The sequence below is a fragment of the Pseudomonas sp. P39-UII1 genome (genome assembly GCF_039672635.1).
Classification (GTDB): Bacteria; Pseudomonadota; Gammaproteobacteria; order Pseudomonadales; family Pseudomonadaceae; genus Aquipseudomonas.
Map to the genome: position 1 here is coordinate 468183 of NZ_JBDFPP010000002.1, position 22448 is coordinate 490630.

Annotated in this window: 16 protein-coding genes; 1 reads left to right on the forward strand and 15 read right to left on the reverse strand. The window is 64.9% G+C overall.

All coding sequences use genetic code 11. The features are described from left to right. Window positions 1-420 precede the first annotated feature (420 nt). The 7 genes from ABEH27_RS04885 to ABEH27_RS04915 form a co-directional block, all read right to left on the reverse strand. Entirely contained in the window at window positions 421-813 is a 393-nt protein-coding gene (locus tag ABEH27_RS04885) for a hypothetical protein (RefSeq protein ID WP_346612469.1), read from the reverse strand. Window positions 814-878: 65 nt separating this feature from the next. Then, window positions 879-1679, reverse strand: coding sequence for a DNA-binding protein (locus ABEH27_RS04890; RefSeq protein WP_346612470.1), 801 nt, complete (start codon window positions 1677-1679; stop codon window positions 879-881). 232 nt (window positions 1680-1911) lie between these two features. Continuing rightward, window positions 1912-2145, reverse strand: coding sequence for a hypothetical protein (locus tag ABEH27_RS04895; protein WP_346612471.1), 234 nt, complete (start codon window positions 2143-2145; stop codon window positions 1912-1914). 223 nt (window positions 2146-2368) lie between these two features. Continuing rightward, entirely contained in the window at window positions 2369-3622 is a 1254-nt protein-coding gene (locus tag ABEH27_RS04900) for an aminotransferase class III-fold pyridoxal phosphate-dependent enzyme (protein ID WP_346612472.1), read from the reverse strand. 61 nt (window positions 3623-3683) lie between these two features. Then, window positions 3684-4589, reverse strand: a complete 906-nt coding sequence (locus ABEH27_RS04905; protein WP_346612473.1) for a LysR family transcriptional regulator — start codon at window positions 4587-4589, stop codon at window positions 3684-3686. A 91-nt stretch (window positions 4590-4680) separates the two neighbouring features. Further along, on the reverse strand, window positions 4681-5217 hold the full coding sequence (locus ABEH27_RS04910) for a 2,4'-dihydroxyacetophenone dioxygenase family protein (RefSeq protein WP_346612474.1): 537 nt from the start codon (window positions 5215-5217) through the stop codon (window positions 4681-4683). 123 nt (window positions 5218-5340) lie between these two features. Beyond that, complete coding sequence (locus tag ABEH27_RS04915; protein WP_346612475.1) at window positions 5341-6750, reverse strand: amino acid permease; 1410 nt, start codon at window positions 6748-6750, stop codon at window positions 5341-5343. Window positions 6751-6996: 246 nt separating this feature from the next. Here ABEH27_RS04915 and ABEH27_RS04920 point away from each other — a divergent pair, with 246 nt between their 5' ends. Next, on the forward strand, window positions 6997-7248 hold the full coding sequence (locus ABEH27_RS04920) for a hypothetical protein (protein ID WP_346612476.1): 252 nt from the start codon (window positions 6997-6999) through the stop codon (window positions 7246-7248). A 184-nt stretch (window positions 7249-7432) separates the two neighbouring features. Here the strand turns inward: ABEH27_RS04920 and ABEH27_RS04925 are convergent, their stop codons facing one another. The 8 genes from ABEH27_RS04925 to nikA form a co-directional block, all read right to left on the reverse strand. Continuing rightward, on the reverse strand, window positions 7433-7699 hold the full coding sequence (locus ABEH27_RS04925; protein ID WP_346612477.1) for a hypothetical protein: 267 nt from the start codon (window positions 7697-7699) through the stop codon (window positions 7433-7435). A 90-nt stretch (window positions 7700-7789) separates the two neighbouring features. Next, window positions 7790-8509, reverse strand: coding sequence for a Crp/Fnr family transcriptional regulator (locus ABEH27_RS04930; protein WP_346612478.1), 720 nt, complete (start codon window positions 8507-8509; stop codon window positions 7790-7792). Between the two features lie 55 nt (window positions 8510-8564). After that, window positions 8565-17198, reverse strand: a complete 8634-nt coding sequence (locus ABEH27_RS04935; protein WP_346612479.1) for a glucoamylase family protein — start codon at window positions 17196-17198, stop codon at window positions 8565-8567. A gap of 96 nt (window positions 17199-17294) precedes the next feature. Then, window positions 17295-18107 (reverse strand): nickel import ATP-binding protein NikE, encoded by an 813-nt coding sequence (gene nikE / locus ABEH27_RS04940; protein ID WP_346612480.1) that lies wholly within the window; start codon window positions 18105-18107, stop codon window positions 17295-17297. Further along, window positions 18104-18874 carry a nickel import ATP-binding protein NikD gene (gene nikD, locus ABEH27_RS04945; RefSeq protein WP_346612481.1) on the reverse strand — a complete coding sequence of 257 codons (771 nt, stop codon included), beginning with the start codon at window positions 18872-18874 and terminating at the stop codon, window positions 18104-18106. Before nikD ends, nikE begins: the two co-directional genes overlap by 4 nt. Further along, on the reverse strand, window positions 18875-19720 hold the full coding sequence (gene nikC / locus ABEH27_RS04950; RefSeq protein WP_346612482.1) for a nickel ABC transporter permease subunit NikC: 846 nt from the start codon (window positions 19718-19720) through the stop codon (window positions 18875-18877). Beyond that, on the reverse strand, window positions 19717-20658 hold the full coding sequence (gene nikB, locus ABEH27_RS04955; RefSeq protein ID WP_346612483.1) for a nickel ABC transporter permease subunit NikB: 942 nt from the start codon (window positions 20656-20658) through the stop codon (window positions 19717-19719). Before nikB ends, nikC begins: the two co-directional genes overlap by 4 nt. Before the next feature lies 1 nt (window position 20659). Next, window positions 20660-22231 carry a nickel ABC transporter substrate-binding protein gene (gene nikA / locus ABEH27_RS04960; RefSeq protein WP_346612484.1) on the reverse strand — a complete coding sequence of 524 codons (1572 nt, stop codon included), beginning with the start codon at window positions 22229-22231 and terminating at the stop codon, window positions 20660-20662. Window positions 22232-22448 lie beyond the last annotated feature (217 nt).

The window sequence follows — 22448 nt, forward strand, 5'->3', positions numbered from 1 at the left end:
CTGATCCCTTTCGTAAATAATTTCATCTTTCTGCTGTTGGCAGGGCTTTCCGCTGTCGGCGTACGACTGATCACACCCTATGATAAAAGCAACCATGCCCATTAAACATGCCCTTGGCACTGACACCTCACCTTTTGCTGCTGCTTCAACCTTGAATGTTCCACAGCGCACAGCAACGCGAACTTCGCGTTCGTTTCAGGCCTGTGGCTACGTTGTGCGAGCAGGTCATCGAAGAACCCTGCTCAACTCGAGCTCCACAGTACCTGGCGAGAATACGACGGGCTTTACTTCGGCCCTACGTGGCCTTACTTATCTTTCCATGGGGCGGGATGGCTCTTACTTTTTCTTACCCAACGTGGCGCACGGGCGGCCCTGCGCCGGAGTCACCGGCGATTGCGGGTTCCAGGCGTGTGACATTGACTAACGCGGCACATGGCACACACCCACAACCAGGTTGTTCACATTGAAGTAGTATTCGAAATCGGAAAACGCATTGAAGGTCATCACACCCCCTTGAAACCCACGTGCCATGAAGGGGATGTTTCCTCCCGCCGTATCGCCATCGAAGATTGAAACGCTGCGGGTTTTGAAAAGGTACCGCGAGGTATCCAGGTGCGTCATCGATAACTCGAACCGTCGGTCGTACAGGTATTTCACGCGGTGCGGTGTTACCACTTGGTAGTAGACATAAATGGACCCTTCATTGGGGTCGATCGTCATATCCCCCACGCCGCGCCAAAGCCCCTCTCCATCCTCCACGTGGACGAAGTCAATGGAGGCGCTGCACGGTGCCCGGGGGATATCTTTGTACACGGATATTGCGTACTTGCCTATCAAAGTTCCAAAGGTCACTATTGAAACCAGGGAGGTAAGGCCAATCACTTTTTTCCAACGCGTAGATAGTTTACGCACAACGCCTCCCCGTGGCTTTCTGGTTTGACACAGCTGATCAGTAGTTGGCTGAGAGGTTTGCGTATATAAAAGTTGCTGTCTTTCAGAACCAGGGCTGGCTCAAATCCAGTCATCGCCGTCAACACGTCATCCTTTGACATGCGTTCACTGGCTTCCGCATATAGCGTTGCATCTTCACTGGCCCATACACGCTTCCACGCTTCCAGGTCAGGGGGCTTGTGAAACATAAGGTAGGCGTAAACAGCCGGCAGCAAAGCGCCAAGAATGACGAGGCTTGGCAAGAACAAGTGGCTATTTCTGCGTATCCACCCGTCACGCAACGGCAGGGGCGCCGTAACTGAGTTTGTGTTTTTGTCGGCACAGTCGTTGTGCGGACTGCCATTGCCAGGGGTATCTTCACTGTCGACAACTGACGCACCAGCGCTATCTGGGGCAGTGTGCAATGGCATATTGCGTTCAACTGCAGGGTCCGCAGAGATCAGGGTGATTTCGCAAAGCAGTATCAAACCTCGTTTAGGCAACGTCTTCAAACTGTCACGAGGTACGCCAATATCAACCAGCTTTGAACGAAGCGCATGCACGGTTTTATAATAACTGCTGTCTGAGACAACCAACCCCCGCCCACCCCAAACCCGGGCGATGATCGCTTCTTTATCGGTAATGCCTGCTATCAGCGCCAGCAACATGTCACTTTCATTGCTGCCGAGCGTGGTTGTTAACTGATCGCAACTCAGCGTCATCCGCTCAGCGTCGTAACAGACCTCCATCCATACTCCTTTCTGTGGTGCAAATGCGTTTCATCCAGCGCCTTGGCACACCGTCAACTTTGCGGGTGCCCAGCCTGCACTCAAGACAGTCGCGCTGGGTTCTGCATACTATCATGCCCACATGGCGAGCCAGATCCGGGCCGTCCGAGTGACCGGTGTGCGAGGCCCACTCGGGCGGCCTGCACACTATGAGCGGGCGGTGGCCTGGGGATTTGGCCGCATGACGTGAACCCTAGCTGTCGCTGTCCTGCACAGTGACCCTCACGCCCGTCGCTACGATCTCGTATTCGCGTTCGGAAATCTTGTTTACCGCACCCCCAAACTGCATCTCAAAATGCTTTAAGCCGGGATGTCGAATCATGCCATTGGGCGAGCGCTCCACGGTCTCGTCCTGATAAATGTTGATGACGTAGTTCACATTATCCGTGCCAACTCCGACTAATTTCCCAACATATTTATCGGCCATGTCCGCACTCCTTGAGTGAAACTTCAAGGTAGCCGCAATGGATGGATCAAGCCACAGCAATCAGCGATTTACCGTGACCGGCTATCCTGCGGGCCAGGGGTGTGCACGCCTGAAGGCATTTGTCGCCGTTGAGATCGAGCGCCTCCCGCGCGGCGCTCGATCATGAACCAAACCCACAACGGCGAGCGCCGCAGGCTTGCAGGAAAAAATGCTGACCCGTGGCTCAACGGTTCCTATCGGCAAAACGCGGCGCCAGCTGCACCGCAGCTGCTTCGAACGCGTGATTCATCTGCTCCACGACCGCATCGCTGTGCTCGAACGACAGGTAAATCCGCCCGTACTGGGACGGCATCACCAGCAGCCCCTGCGCACGCAGCGCCAGGTGCAGGGCCTGGCTGAAGCCTGCATCGCCGAACGCAGCCGCTTCTGCATAGGTGGACGGCGCACGCACGGATGGCCAGATGGCGAACACGTTGCCGTAGCCGCTGGTGCTGATGGTGATGCCCTGGGCCTTGAAGATCGCCTGTACGGCCTGGCGCAGCCGCTCGCCGCGTGCGATCAGCTGTGGGTAGTCGGCAGCGTCCAGTTGCTCCAGCGTGGCGAGCACCGCCGCGCACGCCAGCGGGTTGCCGCTGAAGGTGCCGCCGCGCAGTACCTTGCCTTGCTCGAAGCCCGCGAGGATATGCGGCTTGCCGACGATGGCCGACACCGGCACGCCGTTGCCGATGGCCTTGCCGACGCTGGCGATGTCTGGGTCCAGGCCGGCGTGCAGGCTGGCAAGCCCGGGATGCAGGCGAAACCCCATCAGCACTTCGTCACTGATCACCAGCGCACCGTGGCGGTGAGCCACCCCCTGCACGTGCTGCAGGTAGCCTGGCGCGGGCATGATGCAGCCGGCATTGGCGAGCATGGGTTCGAGGATCACCGCAGCGATGTCCTGGTCTTCGTCGAACAACCGCTCGACGTCGTCGAAGTCGTTGAAGCGCAGCAGCGTGGTGCGCGCCGTGGCGGGGCGCTCGCCATCGGCGAACGCGGCTTCGGGTGAGCCGACGTTACCGAAGCTGACATCGTCGAACCAGCCGTCGAAGCCGGCCGCCATCTTGGCGATGCGGCCGCGCCCGGTATAGGCGCGCGCCGCACGGCAGGCCAGGTGCACCGCTTCGCTGCCGGAATTGGTGAAGATCACCCGGCTGAGGGCGCCAGTATGGGCCGCCAACGCGGTGGCGGCGGCGTGCTCGCGTACGTGGGCCCAGGAAGGCGAAGCGGAGTCGGCCAGGGCCTCGGCCACCTGCGCGTTGACGCTGGCGTTGGCATGGCCGAGCAGCACGGCGCCGAAGCCCAGCGCGGTGTCGATGTACTGGCGGCCCTGGTCGTCCCACAGGTGCGGGCCTTTGCCGTTACGGATGAACAGGGCCTGGCCGTCGAGTGCCGGGAGGATGCGAGCGGCGCTGGAAACATCGCCTACGAGATTGCGCATGTGTACCTCTGTGTTGTTGTGCGGTACAGGGCTGGCGGTGCGCCTGGCCCTGTTCTGTGCCTCAGCGGGTGTTCCATGGGCTGCTCGCGAGCTTCTGTTCGAGAAAGTCGCGGAACACCCGGATGCGTGGGCTGAGGTGTTTGCGGTTGGTGTAGATCATGTAGATCGGTTCGACGCTGTCCTGGGCATACCGTTGCAGCAGCGGCACCAGGCGGCCTTCCTGGATGTCCTGGCCGATGTGAAATTCGGCCAGGCGCACGATGCCGGCGCCGCTGAGTGCCAAGTCGCGCAGCAAGTCGCCCTGGGCGAAGGTGGCCTTGGGCACCACGGGAACGGTGACGGCCTGGCCATCGACCACGAACCCCCAGGTGTTCCACACGCTGCTGAAGCCGAAGGAAAAACAGCTGTGCTGCAGCAGCTGCCCCGGGTGTTCAGGCGTGCCGTGCGCGGCCAGGTAACTGGGCGATGCGCAGATGACCCAGCGGCTTTGGCCGATCTTGCGGGCGATGCGCGACGAGTCGGGCAGCACGCCGCTGTGGATGGCCACGTCCAGCCCCTGGTCGAACTGGTCGCTGAACTGCGCACCCACCTGGATATCCACGGTCAGCCCCGGGTAGGCAGCGAGGAATTCCGGCAGCCAAGGGATGATCTGGTGCTTGGCGAAGGTGGTCATGGTGTGCACCCGCAACGTGCCGCTGACGCGGGTGGGGAAGGCCTCGGCCAGCGAATCGGCTTCGGCCATGGCATTGCTCACCGCGCGGGCGCTGACCAGGTAGGCAGCGCCTTCCTCGGTCAGCGTCAGGCTGCGGGTACCGCGCTGGAACAGGCGCACTTGCAGGCGGTCCTCCAGGCGCGAAATCAGCTTGCTGATGGCCGACGGGGTCATGCCACAAGCACGCGCGGCAGCAGAAAAGTTGCCGTGCTCGGCGGCGCCGAGGAAGGCCAGCAGTTGTGAGTAGTTGTCCATGTTCTGCCTCCATCAATCAGCAGGATGCTGGCAGCGCCGCGTCGGGGTGGCAACCGGCGTAGCGATGGCTACGCCAGTGGGGTGAGGCAGCTCAGCGAATGAACTGCTCGATGTAGTCGTCGGGCAACCCCAGCGTCTTGTAGTGAGCGCGGGCGGTTTCCAGCTTGGTGAACACGTCCTCGTAGCCCACGGCGACGCCCTGCGGGTCCACATAGGTATAGCCGCCTTGCACGTGGAACCAGGTGATCATCTCTTCGACGTCTTCCGGCACGAACAGGGTGTGGGTTTCACCTGGCGGCTCGAAGGCGAACGAGCCTTCTTCGGCGATCCAGTCATGCTCCAGGTAGTACCAGCGGCCTTTGAGCACCAGCGCATGCACCCCGCCAGTGTGGCGGTGGCGCGACAGCACACCGCTCTGACGCACCCGCAGCAGGTTGATGTAGTAGCCGCCAGAGACGCTCAGCAGCAGCGGCTTGAATGACACCGAAGCGGTGACCGGCACCCACAGCTGGTCGTCTTCGAGCCACTTGCCGAGTACCCCGGGGTGCACCATGTCGGGGGCCATGAACGGCACTTGCGGCAGTTGATAAGGGATGGCCAGTTCGTCGGGTTTTGGCGCAATGCTCATGAAGGGCTTCCACAGTTTGATTGGTTGGATTGCCCGGCCCGCTGTGGGCCGGGGTACAGCCAGGTTAGGGCTGTGTTACAGAAGGAAAAAGAGCTTGCGCGGCACAGCCGCTGTGACGGCGCGTCACGGCGTGCTGGTTTCGAACTGCAACGCGCTGCGCTGCGCCGACAGCGCCGGCTGGCGCTTTTGCAGGTAGGTGCCGATGGCGACCAGCACGGCGGTCAGCCCCAGCGTGCTGAGCAGCTCGGCCCGTTGCCCGGGGAACGCCGCCATGATCGCGAACACGCTGACGATCAGCACGATGGTGAACAGCGTCAGCCACGGGAACAGCCACATGCGCACCTCCAGCTGCTTGCCCAGCGCCACCAGTTTGCGGCGCATGCACAGCTGGGTAATGGCGATCACCAGGTACATCAGCAGTGCCAACGCGCCGCTGGTGGCCAGCAGAAACTGGAACACCTGGGCCGGCAGCAGGTAGTTGGCTGCCAGTGCCACCAGCGCAGCGGCTGAGGTGAGGGCAACGGCCAGCAGTGGCACACCCTTGTCAGTGGTGCGTGAAACCGCCTCGGGTGCATCGCCGCGGCGTGCCAGCGAGTAGGCCATGCGCGAGGCCGTGTAGATGGCCGAGTTCAGGCAACTGGTGACCGCCACCAGCACCACGATGCTCATGATGCCCGGCGCCCAGGGGATGTTCATCGCGGTCAGTACCGCCTGATACGAGCCCTGCGCCAACCCCGGGGCGTTCCACGGCACCAGGCACACCACCACGAACATCGAGCCGAGGTAGAACAGGCCCAGGCGCCAAACCACGGCGCGGATGGCCTTCTTGATGTTGGCTTTCGGGTCACGCGATTCGGCGGCGGCGATGGTCACCACCTCGCTGCCCTGAAAGCTGAACATGGCCGTCAGCAGTGCGGCGACGATGGCCACGTTGCCGTTGGGGGCGAAACCGCCGTTGGCGTACAGGTTGCTGATGCCGCTGGTGGCCGAGCCCGGCAGCAGGCCGAAGATCGCCAGCACGCCGAGGCCGATGAAGCTGACGATCGACACCACCTTGAACAGCGACAGCCAGTATTCCAGCGTGCCGAACGACCCGACGCTGAGGCTGTTGCAGAAGATCAGCACCAAGGTCATGGCGAAGGCCGTAAACCAGTGCGGCAGGCCTAGCCAGTCACCGAGGATGTTGCCCGCGACGATGGCTTCGATGGCGATTACCAGCACGTAGAACCACCAGTACAGCCAGCCGATGGAAAACCCCGCCCAGCGCCCGATGGCCTGGTCGGCGTAAGAGGAAAACGAGCCCGTGTCCGGCCGCGCCGTGGCCATTTCGCCAAGCATCTGCATGACCAGCACCACGATTGCCGCGGCGATCACGTACGCCACCAGCACCGCTGGCCCTGCAGCGGCGATGGCATTGCTGGAGCCTACGAACAGCCCGGCGCCAATCACACCGCCGATCGAGATCATCGTGACCTGCCTGCCTTTCAAGCCAGTCCCCAGCTTGTTGTTAGTCTTTTCTTGATCGCCACGCATCGGCTTGCACCTCGGTTGCACGCTTGTTGTTGTCATGGGCCGTTAGCTGCACGGCCTTGCAGGGCTACCTTAAGCGGCAAAGGCACACGGGATTAGCCGGCGCAGCGTCATACCGGGTGTGACGACAGTTCACAGGTGGGCGAAGCAGGTGCAGGCCGTGCGCTGTTGGTCCGATATAAACCCTTTGCCAAGCGTGAAGGCGCACACTCAAGGCAGCTCAGGACTTCTGAGCATCGAGAGGTGTGTATGACCATTGGCAAGAGCTTCACCGATATCGACGCCCCAGGTGGCAACCCCGATGAGGAAGCAGACTGGCCAACCGGCGAAGACGAAGAGGGCAGTGAAGAAGGCGAGGGCTCGAATGCGCAAGATCATGATGATCACGGGGATGAGCAGGCGCGCAAGGAAAGCGTGAAGGGCTCTGGCCGCCCAGACCCTTCGCGAGCCTCGGAGGCGGAGCGGTACAGCTACCAGCCGTGGCAGAAAATGAAGCCGTGAGTAACTGAGGCTGCGCGCTCCCACTTCAACGGCATCGGCCCCAAGCCCTGTGCAGGACCTGTGGGAGATTACCCAGCCCTTCGGGCTGCGCTGCCGCGCTGAGACATACCCTGTGGGAGCTGGCTTGCCAGCGATGAGGCCCACCCAGGCAACTCAAGGCAGTTGCTGCCACAGGCGTTCGCCGTCAGTGCTTGTCGAGGTAGTGGTGTGGGTACAGCGCCTTGTCTTTCTCCAGCTTTTCAGCATCCCCCACGCGCTTGCGAACTTCCGCATAGAACTGCTGGCTCTGGTTCTGAAACCTGACGTAATCCCGGGTGCAGACCTTGAGCGCACAACTGAGCTGCTCACCGCTCAGGCCTTCTGCCCGCTTTTGCGATGCGAGGTACGCCTGCCAGCTGTTCTCCACCTGCAACAGCCCCTGCGCGAACGCAGTTGTCTCGATTGTCGCCATTGCTGCACCCTCGTTGAGCCGCCCGAGCGACGAATGAGCCTTCGAAGTACCGAGCGTAGCCTGTTTTGCCTGGCACGCCTGCGCGGGCTGCTAAACGGGCGGCAGGTAGGGCAGCAGCCGGTCGGTCTCTTTCTTCACCACCGCGTAGCATTCGCAGCTGAGCTGCTCCAGGCGTGCCCTGTCGAGCACCCGGATATGGCCGCGGTTGTACTCGATCACCCCCAACCGCTGCAGTTTGCCGGCGGCATCGGTCACACCCTCGCGGCGCACACCGAGCATGTTGGCAATCAACTCCTGGGTCATGCGCAACTGATCGCCCGGCAGGCGGTCCAGCGACAGCAGCAGCCAGCGGCACAGTTGCTGGTCGATGGCATGGTGCCGGTTGCACACCGCCGTCTGTGCCATCTGGGTGATCAGTGCCTGGGTGTAGCGCAGCATCAGCATCATCAGTTCGCCATGGCGATTGAACTCCTCCTTGAGCTGTTCGCCCGGCAGGCGGTAGCCATGCCCTGCGCTTTGCACGATGGCGCGGCTGGGCGTGCTTTCACCGCCCATGAACACTGCAATGCCCACCAGCCCTTCATTGCCCACCACCGAAATTTCCGCCGACGCGCCGTTTTCCATGACGTACAGCAGCGAGACGATCGCATCGGCGGGGAAATACACATGGCGCAGGGTATCGCCCGATTCGTACAGTGATTTGCCCAACGGCAGGCTGACGCGCTCCAGGTGCGGCTCAAGCCTGCTGAACGTCTGCGCCGACAAGGCCGCGAGCAGGTAATTCTGTTTGGGGTTGAACACCGATTGCATGCGTGGGGACCGTCGCGGGCAGCTGTTGTGGCAACAAGCCTAGTCCAGGGGCGGCTCAGGCTGTGGGCAAGGGCGACGGTTGGCACTGGGCGATCACGTGGTGCTGGCCGCCATCATCCTGCAAGGGCAGCGTGGCCTGGTCGAGCAACTGGCCATCCAGGCTCAGGGTCACTTCGGCGCTGGCACCGTTGCGCACTTCGATGCGGTAGAGGGTGCTGCCAAACCGATAGTTCAGGGTGTAGCCGGGCCAATGGGCCGGCAGCAGCGGCTGGATGCGCAAGCTGCCACCGCGGCGTTGCAGGCCCAGCAGGTGCTCGACGATAAACCGGTACATCCAGCCTGCGGAACCGGTGTACCAGCTCCAGCCGCCACGCCCGATGTGCGGTGCCAGGGCGTAGACATCGGCGGCCATCACATAGGGTTCGACCTTGTAGGTGTCGATCAGCTCATCACTGCCCTGGCGCACCGGGTTGATCAGGCGCAGCAGCTCCCAGGCCTTGGCGGCATTGCCCAACTGCGCATAGGCCATGCCGGCCCAGATCGCCGCGTGCGTGTACTGCCCGCCGTTTTCGCGCACGCCCGGCAGGTAACCCTTGATGTAGCCAGGGTCCAGGCTGCCACGGTCGAAGGGCGGGTCGAGCAGTTTGACCACACCGAGGTCGCGGCGTACCAGGTGGTGCTCGAGCGCGGCCATGGCGGCGCGTGCGCGCTCGGGCGAAGCAACCCCGGAGAGGACCGCCCAGCTCTGAGTCAGCGAGTCAATCCGGCATTCCTGGTTGCTTGCCGACCCCAGCACCTGGCCATCGTCGAACCAGGCCCGGCAATACCAGTTGCCGTCCCAGGCATGCCGTTCGAGGTTTTCCGCCAGGGCGGCGGCCTGCGTCGTGCAGTGCAGGGCAAAGCTGCTGTCGCCGTGGTGCAGGGCCACGCTGCCGAACGCGCGCAGCACTTCATGGCCGAAAAAGCCCAGCCACACGCTCTCACCACGGCCTTGCTCGCCGACGCGGTTCATGCCGTCATTCCAGTCACCGCTGCCCATCAGCGGCAGGCCGTGAACGCCGCACTGCAGCCCGTGCTGGAGGGCACGCTGGCAGTGCTGATACAGGCTTTCGACCAGGCTCGCGTGGGCGGGCAGGTCGTAATACGACTCTTCACCGGCATTCAGCGCACGCCCGGCCAAGTAGCCGACCGGTTCATCCAGTACCGTGTAATCGCCGGTGATCACCACATAGCGGCTGGTCGCCAATGGCAGCCAGAGCATGTCGTCCGAACAGCGGGTACGCACGCCACGTTGCATCGGAGGGTGCCACCAATGCTGCACATCACCTTCGACGTACTGGTGCGCCGCGCAGCTCAGCAGGTGCTGGCGCGCTACGGCCGGCGCTGCGTGGAGCATGGCCATGCTGTCCTGCAACTGGTCGCGGAAACCGAAGGCGCCACCCGACTGGTAAAAGCCGCTGCGTGCCCAGAAGCGGCAGGCAATCACCTGGTACATCAACCAGCCGTTGGCCAATACATTCAGCGCAGGTTCTGGTGTTTCGATCTGTACGGTATCGAGGGTTTCGCGCCAGTAGCGCTGCACCTTGTCCAATTCGTCCATGGCTGTGCGAAGCCCGCGATACTGTTGCACGCAACGGCTGGCGGCCGTGGCATCGCGCTCGGCGCCCAGGCGGAACACCACTTCCAGGCTGTCGCCAGGCGCCAACAGCAGGCCGACCTGCAACGCCGCGCAAGGGTCGAGCCCGCCGCCCATGCGCCCAGACAGCCGCGCCTGGCGCAGGCCGGCGGGCGACGGGTAATCACCGTTGCGCCCAAGGAATTCGCTGCGATCACAGGTAATGCCTTGCGACGGCAGGTCGCAATCAAGAAACGCCACATGCCCGGAAAACTCGATGTTGAACGCGTTCCGGGCGAACAGCGCGCCACTGACCGGGTCGGCCTCGCTGACCACATGCAGCGCCGATTTGCTGCGCAGGTCACCCAGCACCCATTCCACGAAGCAGGTCACCGACAAGCGCCGCGCCCGCGCGGCGCGGTTGTGCAACTTGAGCCGGCTGAACTTGACCGGTGCATCCAGCGCCACGTGCACCCAGAGTTCGCTGTCCAGCTCGTCATCGGCATACTCGAACACGCTGTAGCCAAAGCCATGCCGGGTGCGATAGCGGCCAGGGCCGGGGCAGGGCTGCGGGGTAGGCGACCAACAGCGGCCGCTGTCCTCGTCGCGCAGGTAGAACGCTTCGCCGCCAGGGTCGGCAACCGGGTCGTTGTGCCAGGGCGTCAGGCGGTATTCGTGGGCGTTTTCGTACCAGCTGTAGGCACTGCCGGCTTCCGACACCACGCTGCCAAACCGCGGGTTGGCCAGTACGTTGACCCACGGCGCCGGTGGTGGCGCGCCGGGGCTATGGGCAATGACGTACTCGCGGCCATCGGCGTTGAAGCCGCCATACCGGTTGGCGAGCTGCAATGCAGGGGCAGCCGGCAGCGAGCGGCTGGCGGGCATGGGCCGGGCGTTGGCCAGCGTGGGCGCGAAGGCGGCAGGCGCCGCAGGAGGGCGGCGGTGATGCAGTTGCTCGGCCAGCGTGCCCTGGCTGTCGCTGAGCACCATCCGCGCCACCGACAGCGTCAGTACGCGGTCCTCCTCGGACAACTGCTGCGCCGGGCGCACGAAGATGCCACCGGGGCGGTCGAGCAGCGCCGCTTCGCTGCCAGAGGTGACGATGCCGACGATCATTTCCTGCAGTTGCTGGCGGTAGCCGGCCTGGTCTTCGTTCCAGATCACCAGGTCCAGTGCCAGGCCTTTCTGCCGCCAATAGGCATGGGCCAGCACCATCTGCTTGACCAGCTCGATATTGGCGAGGTCGCCGATCTGCACCAGCACGATCGGCAGGTCACCCGACAGCCCCTGGCCCCACAGGCCAGACTGGCTGCGCCGGTTGCTGGCCAGCAGCGCTGTACTGGCGCGCATCAGCGCATTGGGGTAAATGATCGATGCCGCCATCTGTTCAAATAAGCGGGCATCGTTCAGCGACCCGTTGAGCTGGCGCAACAGCACCTGGCTGTGCGGCCAGGCCAGGTCGAAGACCCGGTCGGCCAGGTGCCGGTCACGGTATCTGGCGACCTGTTGCAGGCACGCATCGCGGCTGTCGGCCACGCCGGTGGCCAGGTCGACCGTGGCGGCTTGGCCGGGCGCCAGGGTGATGCGGCAGCGGATCGCGACGATAGGGTCGAGCACCGGCCCGGCGCTGCCGGACAGCGCCTCGGTGTGCCGGTCCAGGGCTGCCGGGGCGCGCAGGGTGCGGCCGCGGCCGATGAAACGGGCGCGGTCGGTTTCATAGGAAATGGCGTCGATATCCACACCATGCACCGCCAGCACATGGCACATCCAGGGCGTTGCATCGAGCAGCGAGCGCGGCCGCCGGGTACAGAGGATGGCCTGCAGCGGGCGGATCAGCTCGGTCTGCACGAACAGCTTGCTGAAGGCCGGGTGCAGCGCGTCGCTCAGCGCCGGCGCCAGCACCACTTCGGCGTAGCTGGTCAGCTCCAGCGTGCGGCGCTGGTCACCATGGTTGGTCAGGTGCAGGCGCCGCAGCTCGATGTCGTCCTCGGGCGAGACGGCAATCTCGGTATGGCAGTCGAAGTCCCGTTCGCGCACGCGAAACTCCGCCCGGCCATCGCTGAAGATCGCTTCCTGGTTGTGGCTGCGGTGCTGCGTCGGCTGGTAGGTGGTGGACCAATACGCACCGCTGGCGACGTCGCGCAGGTAGCAGAAGCTGCCCAGCTCGTCGCGCGTGGCGTCCTCGCGCCAACGGGTGACGGCCAGGTTGTTGTGGTGGCTGTAGCCACTGCCGACGTGGTTGACCATGACGTGGTAGTGGCCGTTGGAGAGTAACTGCACGGCGGGGTGGCGCCGGTTGGGCTCGGTAAATACGCGCAGCCGCGCTTCACCGTTGTCCCTTGCGCCGTCGACGGCCGGTGACTGCAGGGTATGCAGGTACGGGGCCGCGGTTTTCGGTACGCGTTCCTGAAGCAGCAGCATGCTGGCCTGGAACTGTGGGTCGCAGGCGAAGCGCCGTTGCATGGGCTGGTCCAGCAGCACTGCGGTGAGGGCCAGAAAACTCATGCCCTGGTGATGCGCCATGAACGAACGGATAACCACCGCCTCTTGCCTGGGCGGCAACCGTGCTTCGCTGTAGTCCACGGCTTCGTACAGCCCGAAGCGGCCGGCCATACCGAGTGCGCTCAGGCGCTGCAGGTTGTGGCAGGCGGCGCTGGGCGCCACCATCAACGCCAGTGTGCTGGCGTAGGGCGCGACCACCCGCTCTTCGCCCAGGCCGCGCTTGAGGCCCAGCCCTGGCACGCCGAACGCCCGGTACTGGTAATTGAAGTGGGTGTCCAGCGCGTTGTAGGCCGACTCCGAAACGCCCCACGGGATACCCAGCAGGTGGCCATGCTCGATCTGCCGGCTGACGGCGGCCTGGCAGGTCTGGTCGAGCAGGGTGCCCTCGTAGTTGGGCATCACCAGCAGCGGCATCAGGTACTCGAACATCGAACCGGACCACGACAGCAGCACCGGCACGCCGGCATTGCTGGTCAGCAGCCGGCCCAACGCGAACCAGCTGGCCTGGGGTGCCTGGCCCTGGGCGATGAGGACGAAATTGGTCAGGCGCATTTCCGATGCCAGCAGGTCATAGAAGGACGCGTCCAGGCGATGCTCGTCGGCGTTGTAGCCGATGGCGAACAGGTCGCGGTCGTTGTCGTAGAGGAAGCTGAAGTCCATGTCGGCCAGGGCGGGGATGCGCGCCGCCAGCTCCTGCGCCTGGCCGATGCGCTGCAGGGCGAAGGTACGAACTTGCCTCACTGCGGCCTGATCGGCGCTTGGCCACTGGCCTGGCTCCAGGTTTGCCAGTTGTTGCCAGCTCGCGGTGCCAGGCAACGCCGGATCATGACTGCCCGGTAGCTGCACAGCTTGCAGCTCGCTGGCCAGGTCCAGGCACTGCTCCAGCATCATCTGCAGCCAGAACCCGCACTCATCGCCCTGCGTGTCATCGGCTGCGGGCAGGGCGTACTTGCTCAACAGGCCTTGCAATTGGCCGGCAAGCAGCGCCATCAGTGCGGCTGGCGGCGGCTGCGCAAGCGCATGGGCTTGCGCGACCTCGCGGCGCAACGCCTGCAATTCTGCGACCTCGCGGCCTGCCTGGGCGAACGCCTCGAGCAGTATGTCGAGGGTATCCAGCAGCCCTTGGGTCACGCGCGGGTGCGGTACCGGGGTGTCGGCCATCGCCAGCAGCCCGGGCCTCAACGTCAGCACCAGCGCGGCCAGGTTGCCGCTGTCTACCGAGGACACATACAGCGGCGGCAGCGGCTTGAGGGTGTGGGTGTCGTACCAGTTGTAGAAGTGCCCTTTGTAGCGCTCCAGGCCGTCCAGGGTGTCGAATAGGTGGCCCAGGCGTTCGAACAGGCGACCGGCAGACAAATAGCCAAAGTCATGGGCCGCCAGGTGCGACAGCACGGCCATGCCGATGTTGGTGGGTGAAGTGCGATGGGCGATGCTGGGGAAGGGCGGCTCCTGCAGGTTGTCAGGCGGCAGCCAGTGGTCGGCGGGGCCGACATGGCAGTCGAAGAACGCCCAGTTGCGCCGCGCCAGCCGATGCAGAAAGCGCAGGTCGCCGGCCGAGGGGGCAAACGCGGTGCGCACCCGCGCGCGGCTAAGCCACCAGGCCAGTGCCGGGCCGAGTAGCCAAAGGGTGAGGATTGGCGAGGCCAGCAACAGGGTGCCTGGCTGCAGCGCCAATGCGCAGGTCAAGGCCAGCGCCAGGGCCGGTTGCAGCCACTGCTCGCGGTACACCGCCTGCAAGGTATCGGCGCTGCTGCGTTCCTCTGTTTGCGAGGGGTTCCATTGCAGCAGGCGGCGTTTGCTCACGGCCAGCCGCCATAGGGTGCGGGCGATGGCCCCCAGGCTGTAGCTGGCTTCGAAAGGTAGCCAGGCCAGGAACAGCCCGGCTCGCACAAAGTAGATGCCCGAGGTTCGCAGGGCTGCCAGGAGGTGCTCGGCCAGCAGCACGTCAGTGGTCTTGTGCAGCACCTCCAACAGCGCATCCAGCAACGGGCGCACCAGTAGCAACCCCAGCAACGCCAAGGTCCAGAACAGGGGCGAGGCGCTGGCCAGCCAGCCCCACAGCAAGACCGTCAGCAGGGCTGCGGGCTCCAGGCTGCGGCGCAGGTTGTCGAAGATCTTCCAGCGCGACAGGGGACTCAGCGGGCTCCGGTCGCCACTGCGCTGGCCTGGCAATAGCCACGGCAGCAATTGCCAGTCACCGCGGATCCAGCGGTGACGCCGTTTGGCATCGGCGCTGTAGCGCGCCGGGTAACCTTCGAACAACTGCACGTCGCTGAGCAGGCCGGAGTGCGCATAGCAGCCCTCGATCAGGTCATGGCTGAGTATTCGGTTGTCGGCAAAGCGCCCCTCCAGGGCCTGCTCGAAGGCATCCACCGCGTAGATGCCCTTGCCGATGAACGAGCCGCTGAGGAACAGGTCCTGATACACGTCCGAAACCGCCTGGGTGTAGGGGTCGACCCCGGCATCGGCAGCGAACAGGCGCGCATAGGCCGAGCGCGAAACACTGGGCAGGCTGATGCCCACCTGCGGTTGCAATATCGCGTAGCCCGAGCGCATGCGGCCGGTCTGGGGGTCGAAACGCGGGCGGTTGAGCGGGTGTTGCATGGCGCCGACGAACTTCTGCGCCGTGTCGCGCGGCAGCAGGGTGTCGGTGTCCAGGGTGATGACATAGCGCACATCGCCCAGCGTGTGTACATCGCCAACGGTAAGCATGAAGCAATCGGCACCGTGCCCGCGCAGCAGGGCGTTGAGCTCGGCGAGCTTGCCGCGCTTGCGTTCACGGCCCATCCAGCAGCGTTCGGTGGCGTTCCACACCCTGGGCCGATGCATCAGAAAAAAACGCGCGCAGCCCGGGTTCGGGTACTTGCCATTGAGGGCCTGGATGCCGTCGCTGGCGAGGTCGAGCAGGGCCTGGTCGCCTGGGCAGGTCTGTTGCTGGGCGTCGACGAAATCACTCACCAGCGCAAAATGCAGGTGCGCGTCACGGTTGGCCAGAAAGCGCACTTCAAGGCCTTCGACAAGCGCCTCGACATCACCGGCACTGCCCAGCATGCAGGGCACGGCCACCAGCGTGCGCGCCTCGGCCGGGATGCCCAGGGTGTAATCCAGGCGTGGCAGGAACGACGGCTTGACGGTCAGGGTGACCAGCCAGTTCACCAGGCCAACGGCCAGGCGGCTGGTGGCAAGCAGCAGGGGGATGGCCATGAGCGCCGCAACCCAGGCCGGCCAGCCCTCGCCGCCGATCGTGCCGAGAAAGCCCCAGGCCAGCAGGCCTGACAGCAGCACCACCGGCACCAGGTAGAACGCCAGCGGCGCCCGGTGCAACAGGCGTTGCCAACGGTCGGCCAGCGCAAGCCGTGCACCAAGCTGGCGTTCCAGCGCCGGCAGGCCCTCGCCGGCCAGGTAGTAGCCGACATGCCTGGCCTGGTCATCTGCCCCGGCGCCTGCGGCCTGGGCAAGCGCGATGGCCGCATGTGCGACCTGTACTTCGGCAAATGCGCTATGCCGCGCCAGGCGTTCGACAAGGTGCCGGTAGTGGTCGCGGCTGGCGAAGTCCATGGCCGGGTAGACGGCGGCCGGGTCCTGGCTGAGCACCTGTTCCACATGGCTCAGGTGCTCGACGAACAGCCGCCAGTCGATGGTCGACAGCAGGCGCAGGCTGCCGATGCTGTTGCTGATGGACAACTGGTCGACGGCCTGCTGTTGCGCATCGAGTTGCACACTGCGCTCGATGCTCAGCGCCGACTCGCCAAGCATCTGCTCGATCCACGCCAGCGGTTGGGTCAGGGTGCTGCCGTGGCCTTGTAGGCGCCTGGCCAGTTCGGCGACGAAGGCCGGGGTCATCGGCGGGGCCGAGCGGGCCATGTCGGCCACCACCAGCACCACGCTCTTGGCATCGCGTTCGGCGGTTTCGCTGAGCTTGTCGGCCCAGCCATTGGCCAGGTCGCGGTCTGCCCAGTTCGCCATTACCCGGGCCGCCACCCGCCGCAGGTTTTCGATCAGCGCCAGGCGCAGCATGATCGGGATCGCCCACAGCTCGCCCAGGGTCAGCGGGGCGGTGTGCTGATAGGCTTCGACAAAGCGGCTGAGGCTGTCGCCATCGACCCGGCCATCACCGTGGGAGATGGTTTCCAGCGCGATGTCATAGACCCGCGGCAGGCCGCTGGAGGGGCCGTTGTCCAGGCGCGGCAGCTGCAGGCTGTAATCGGACGGCAGATGGCGCTTGGCGATGCGGATATGGGTTTCGACCAGGTAAAAGTTGTCGAGCAACCATTGCGCGGCCGGCAATGCCGGGCGGGCCCCGGGCAGGCTGGCGGCCAGGGCAGAACAGCTGGTATAGAGCATGCGCTCGTTATCGGCCAGGCGATCGAGCAGCGAGTCGTCGGCAGGCAGCTGGCTCAAGCGATGCTGGCTGGCCAGCCAGATGCCGTGGTCGGCCAACTGCTTGGCGCTGTAGAGCTCCGAGCGCAGCAGGCTCTCGTAGGTGAACCTGTGCCGCGGCGTGCGCCAGCCCCGGGCACGGCTGGCCAGGCGTTGGAGGTAGGCGAGGGGGCGAAGCCAAGGGGCGTCCATGGTGTCGGGGTTACCGCGAGCTGGCCGGTCAGACCCTCAGTCTGCACGGCCGGCGCGAGGCCGGTCTGTTCGGTAGCGAACAGACAGCAGCGGGTGTCAGCCGGTGCGCAGGTTTGCCGCCTCCGGCTTGAATGGCCGTGCCGGCAGCATGGCGGCTTGCAGCTGCTTGCCCACTTCATGATCGAAGCTCAGGTTACCGTCCACCGGGCGGTCCTCGACGATACGCCCAGCGTCCAACAGCAGCACCCGCTGGCAGAAGTAACGCACCAGGCTCAGGTCATGGGTGATCAGCACGAACGCGGTACCGCTTTCGCGGCGCAGGGCTTCCAGCCGCTGCAGCAGCTGCAGCTGCAGCACCCGGTCGAGGTTCGACAGGGCCTCGTCGAGCACCACCAGCTGGGGCGAAAGCGCCAGCGCCCGGGCGATATTGGCGCGTTGCAGCTGCCCGCCACTGAGCTGGTGGGGCAGGCGCTGGGCATGTTCCTCACCTAAGCCCATTTGCTGCAGCAGGGTCAGCACACGCTGTTCACGCCCTGCGCTGTCGAGGTCACTGAGGTGGCGCAGCGGCTCGGCGATGCTCCAGCCGATGCTGCGCTGCGGGTTGAACGCGCCGGGGGCATCCTGAAACACCAGCTGCACGGCGCTTTGGAAGGCGTGCGCCTGGCGCCCGCGCAAGCGGCTGACATCCTGGCCGGCGAAAGTCACCTGGCCATGGGCGGGTGTTTCCAGCCCCAGCAGCAACCTTGCAAGGGTGCTCTTGCCACTGCCGCTGCTGCCAAGCAGCCCGACCGACTCGCCAGCCTTGAACTCAAGCTGGATGCCGTCGAGCACCTGCAGCCAGCCCCGCCTGGCCAGCAGCCCTCCAGTGCGGTAGCCGTGGCCGATGTCATTGACGTGCAGCAGGGTCATGGCGTGCTCTCGGCAAGGATCTGGTGGGCGTCGAGCAGGGTGCGGGAAGCCGCACTGGCCGGGCGCTCGAACAGGCCATGGACCGTTTGCCGCTCGACAATGCGGCCGGCGTCCATCACCGCAACGTGATCAGCGCAGCGGGCGACCACGCCCATGTCGTGAGTGACCAGCAGCACCCCAAGCCCATGCTGCTGCACCAGCTCCATCAACAGGTCGAGAAAGCGCGCCTGGCTCAAGGCGTCAAGGTCACTGGTGGGCTCGTCTGCCAGCAAGAACGGGGTTTGCGCCATCAGCGCCAAGGCGATCATCATGCGCTGGAGCATGCCGCCGCTCAGCTGAAAGGCGAAGGCCTGCAGCACCCGCTCGCGGTCCTCAAGGCCCACGGCTTCCAGGCACTGAGCCATGCGCGCGCGGGCAGCGGCGCCGCCGATACCGCGCAGCTTCAAGGTTTCCTGGGCATGGCTGGCCATGTTGCGCACCGGGTTGAATGCGCTGCGCGGGTTTTGCAGGACCAGGCTGGCGGCCCGGCCGCGAACCTGTGCTGCCGGCAACGCTTGGCCATCCAGCAGCAACTGGCCGTGGGTGCGGGCCAGGCCTGCTGGCAGCAGGTCGAGCGCGCCCAGGCAGGTGAGGGATTTGCCTGAGCCGCTGCTGCCGACCAACGCGCAGACTTGGCCGCGGCGCAGTTGCAGATCGACGTCCTCGACCAGCACGCCCGCCCGCCCTTCAATACGCAAGCCCTGCAGCTCAAGTGTCGAATGCTCCATTCAGTGCACCTCCCGGGTAGGGTCCAGGCGGTCGCGCAGCGCATCGCCCAGCAGGTTGAAGGCCATCACCGAGAAAAAGATCATCAACCCGGGCAACAGCAACAGTTGCGGGTGGGTCCAGATGAATTCCTTGGCATCGTTGATCATCACCCCCCACTCGGCGGCAGGCGGGGTAACGCCAAGGCCGAGGAAGGACAGGCCTGAGACGTGCAGCATCATGTGCCCGATATCCATGGTCGCCAGCACCAGCAAAGGGCCGGCGATGTTCGGCAGCACGTGCTGGCGCAACCGCGCCCAGCGTGAAGCACCGGCCAGGCGCGATGCCAGCACGTATTCGCGGCCGCGTTGGGCGATGACCATGCCGCGTACCATGCGCGCATACCAGGCCCAGTGCGACAGGGCGATGGCGATGACTACATTGCTCAGGCCGGTGCCCAGCAGGGTGACGAAGAAAAACGCCAGCACCAGGGTGGGGAAGGTCATGAACATGTCGCACAGGCGCATCAGCAGCAGGTCGACCTTGCCGCCAAGAAAGCCGGACACGCCGCCCACCAGCAGGCCGAGCAACAGCACCAGGGCCAGGGTCAGCATCACACTGCCCAGCGACAGCTGGGTACCGACGATCAACCGCGAAAGGAGGTCGCGGCCCAGGTGATCGGTGCCCAGCCAGTGGCTGCTGTCAGGGGGCAGCAAACGCTGGCCGAGGTCGACCAGGTCGGGGTCATGCGGGGCGAGCCATTGGCCGAAAACGGCCAGCAGGGCCAGCAGGCTGACCAGCACCAGCCCCATCATCAGGCTGTTTTGACCGGCCAACGCCGGGCGGCGGAGCAGGGCCACGACACTCATGCGCTGACCCCTTCCAGGCGGCTGCGTGGGTCGAGCCAGGCATAGCACACGTCCACCACCAGGTTGCAGACCATCAGCAAGCCGGTGAGCAGCAGGGTGAAACACTGCATCACCGGGAAATCCCGGTTGAGCACCGCCGACACGGCAAAGCGCCCCACGCCGGGCCAGGCGAAGATGGTTTCGATCACCAGTGCGCCACCGATCAATTCGCCGATGTGCATGCCCGTGGCGGTGACCAGGGGCAGCCAGGCGTTGCGCAGTACATGGCTGCCCCAGACCTGGCGCGCCGGCAGGCCGCGTGCGCGGGCATAGGTGACATGGCGCTGGCCGCTGGCCTCCAGCAGGCTGGCGCGCAGCAGGCGGGCATTGATCGACATCGACATCAGCGCGATCGCCAGCACCGGCATCACCAGGTGCCCGGCGCCGCCACGCCCCAGTGGCGGCAGCCAGCCCAGCCACAGCGAGAACAGCGCAATCAGCAGAAACGCCAGCCAGAAGTTGGGCATCGACACGCCGAGGAACGTTACCGCCCGGACCGCGTGATCGGGCCAGCGCCCTTGCCAACGCGCCGCTACAAGCCCCAACGGGATTGACAGCAGCAGCGTGCAGGCCAGGGCCAGCCCGCCCAGCTGCAAGGTGGCGGGCAGGTAGTAGAGCAGGTCATCGAACACCGGCCGGCCGGTCAGGTAGGAGGTGCCAAAGTCCAGCTGCAGGGCCTTCCACAGCCAGCTCAGGTATTGCGCATACAGTGGCCGATCCAGGCCCAGGGCATGGCGCACTTCGGCGATGGCGGCGTCGGTGGGTGGGATGTGCGACAGGCGCAGGTAGTCCAATGCCGGGTCTGTGCTGCCCAGGTGCAGCAGCACGAACACCAGCAACGACACGCCGAGCATCACCGGCACCAGCAGCACCAGCCGCAAGAGGATATAGCGCAGCATGTCAGGGCTCCTGTTGCGGCGTCATGGTTTCGAACGGCACGTCGAACAGCGTGCTGCCGAACTGCACGTGGGCCACCGAAGCACGCCGCACGCTGATGGCAGTGAGGTAGGAAATGGGCAAGTACACCGCCTGCTGGTGCAGGGTGGTGAGGATGAACCGGTAGTGCTCAGCGCGTTGCTGCTCGTCGGTGCTGGCCAGCACCTGGCCGATGCGCTGGTCGAGTTGGTCCTTGATCGGCAGGCCACGTTGCGCCATGTAGTCGGCATGCCCGGCATAGCGCATGGAGCTGACGAAGGAGTGCGGGTCGTAGGGCGCGCCCCAGGTGTCGGCGAAGATCATGCCGAAGTCGCCGTCACGCTGGCGGCGCACCAGCGCACCTTCTTCCACGGCGCGCAGCTCGATGTGCATGCCGGCCTTGGCCAGCTCGCCTTGCAGCACCTCGGCCAGGCTCTTCTGCAGGGCGCTGGTGCCGAGGAACACCAGCTCGATCGACAGCGGCTCGCCACCCTTGCTGCGCACCGTATTGCCCGGCGCCAGGCGCCAGCCGGCGGCGTCGAGTTGGCGGGCGGCGAGGGCCGGGTCGTAGGCGTAGGGCTCAAGGCCCAGGTCGGCATAGGGCATGTTGGGGGCGAACAGCGTATCGGCGCGGGGCTCCAGGCCATAGAGGATCTTGTCGATGATCGCCTGCTTGTTCACCGCCTGGTTGATCGCCTGGCGCACCGCAAGGTCGCGGGTGGCGCCACGGCCGGTGTTCATGGCCACACTGCGGGTAGCCAGCGGCGCCGAGAGCGCGGTGGCGAAACCTTGGTCGCGCAGGCGCACGAAGGTGCTGGCGGTGATCTCGCCTGCTGCGCCCTGAATCAGCTGCAGTTCCCCGGTTTGCAGGGCCAGGGCGCGGCTGTTGGGGTCGGGGATGACCTTGACCAGCACCTCGCCGTAGGCCGGTGTCGGGCCCCAGTACAGAGGGTTGCGGGCAAAGCGGTCGTATTCGCCCAGGCGTGAGTCGATACGCATCCACGGCCCGGTACCGGCAGGTTCACCCGGCTTGGCCTGCGGCGACCCGAACCGCAGCGGGCGCACCTGCGCAAGCTCCATCAGGGTCGGGTAGTAGGGGTGTTTGAGCACCAGGCGCAAGGTGAGCCGGTCGGGGGCCTCGACGTGGTCGAGGGTGGTGACCAGTTCCATCCAGCGGTGGCGCTGGCTGTTGGCCAGGACGGCGTCCAGGTTGGCTTTGGCGGCCGCTGCATCGAACGCTGTGCCGTCACTGAAACGCACCCCGTCGCGCAGGGTGAAGGTGTAGACCTTGCCATCGTCGGACACCTGCCAGGCCGTCGCCAGCCAGGGCTCGATGGTGCCGGATGCGCTGTAGCGTACAAGCGGCTCATACACCATCGCCTGGGCGTACATCTGGTTGGGCGCGTAGCCACGCGGGTCCAGCGGGCCTGCATTGACCGGCCAGGAGTACACCAGCGTCGGTGCGTTCTGGGGGGCATCGTCAGCGTTGGCAAAGGTGCTTGCGGCAAGCAGGAGGAGGCCCCACAGGGCACGCTTTCGATTACCTGGTTGCTGCATCACACGGGGCCCCCCAATTCAACGGAGGCGGTAGGCTAAAGAGGCTCGTGGGTGATGTCCATGTAAAATCATCCGGCTGGAAGTTACAAAATGCGACAGATGCCCTGGCGCTTCACACGTGCTCGACGCTGACCTCGATAGCCGCCACTCGCGCCTTGGTCGGCCGGCAGGAACCTCTTCAATCGCACACGGTTCACAGGGGAATCACTCACTTTCA

Coding starts and splice junctions, on each gene's coding strand:
- ABEH27_RS04935 (WP_346612479.1), bottom strand. CDS start 17,198: ATGGACGCCCCTTGGCTTCGCCCCCTCGCCTACCTCCAACGCCTGGCC.
- nikE (WP_346612480.1), bottom strand. CDS start 18,107: ATGACCCTGCTGCACGTCAATGACATCGGCCACGGCTACCGCACTGGA.
- nikD (WP_346612481.1), bottom strand. CDS start 18,874: ATGGAGCATTCGACACTTGAGCTGCAGGGCTTGCGTATTGAAGGGCGG.
- nikA (WP_346612484.1), bottom strand. CDS start 22,231: ATGCAGCAACCAGGTAATCGAAAGCGTGCCCTGTGGGGCCTCCTCCTG.
- ABEH27_RS04920 (WP_346612476.1), top strand. CDS start 6,997: ATGACCATTGGCAAGAGCTTCACCGATATCGACGCCCCAGGTGGCAAC.
- ABEH27_RS04890 (WP_346612470.1), bottom strand. CDS start 1,679: ATGGAGGTCTGTTACGACGCTGAGCGGATGACGCTGAGTTGCGATCAG.
- ABEH27_RS04915 (WP_346612475.1), bottom strand. CDS start 6,750: ATGCGTGGCGATCAAGAAAAGACTAACAACAAGCTGGGGACTGGCTTG.
- ABEH27_RS04925 (WP_346612477.1), bottom strand. CDS start 7,699: ATGGCGACAATCGAGACAACTGCGTTCGCGCAGGGGCTGTTGCAGGTG.
- ABEH27_RS04930 (WP_346612478.1), bottom strand. CDS start 8,509: ATGCAATCGGTGTTCAACCCCAAACAGAATTACCTGCTCGCGGCCTTG.
- ABEH27_RS04900 (WP_346612472.1), bottom strand. CDS start 3,622: ATGCGCAATCTCGTAGGCGATGTTTCCAGCGCCGCTCGCATCCTCCCG.
- ABEH27_RS04910 (WP_346612474.1), bottom strand. CDS start 5,217: ATGAGCATTGCGCCAAAACCCGACGAACTGGCCATCCCTTATCAACTG.
- ABEH27_RS04905 (WP_346612473.1), bottom strand. CDS start 4,589: ATGGACAACTACTCACAACTGCTGGCCTTCCTCGGCGCCGCCGAGCAC.
- nikB (WP_346612483.1), bottom strand. CDS start 20,658: ATGCTGCGCTATATCCTCTTGCGGCTGGTGCTGCTGGTGCCGGTGATG.
- ABEH27_RS04895 (WP_346612471.1), bottom strand. CDS start 2,145: ATGGCCGATAAATATGTTGGGAAATTAGTCGGAGTTGGCACGGATAAT.
- nikC (WP_346612482.1), bottom strand. CDS start 19,720: ATGAGTGTCGTGGCCCTGCTCCGCCGCCCGGCGTTGGCCGGTCAAAAC.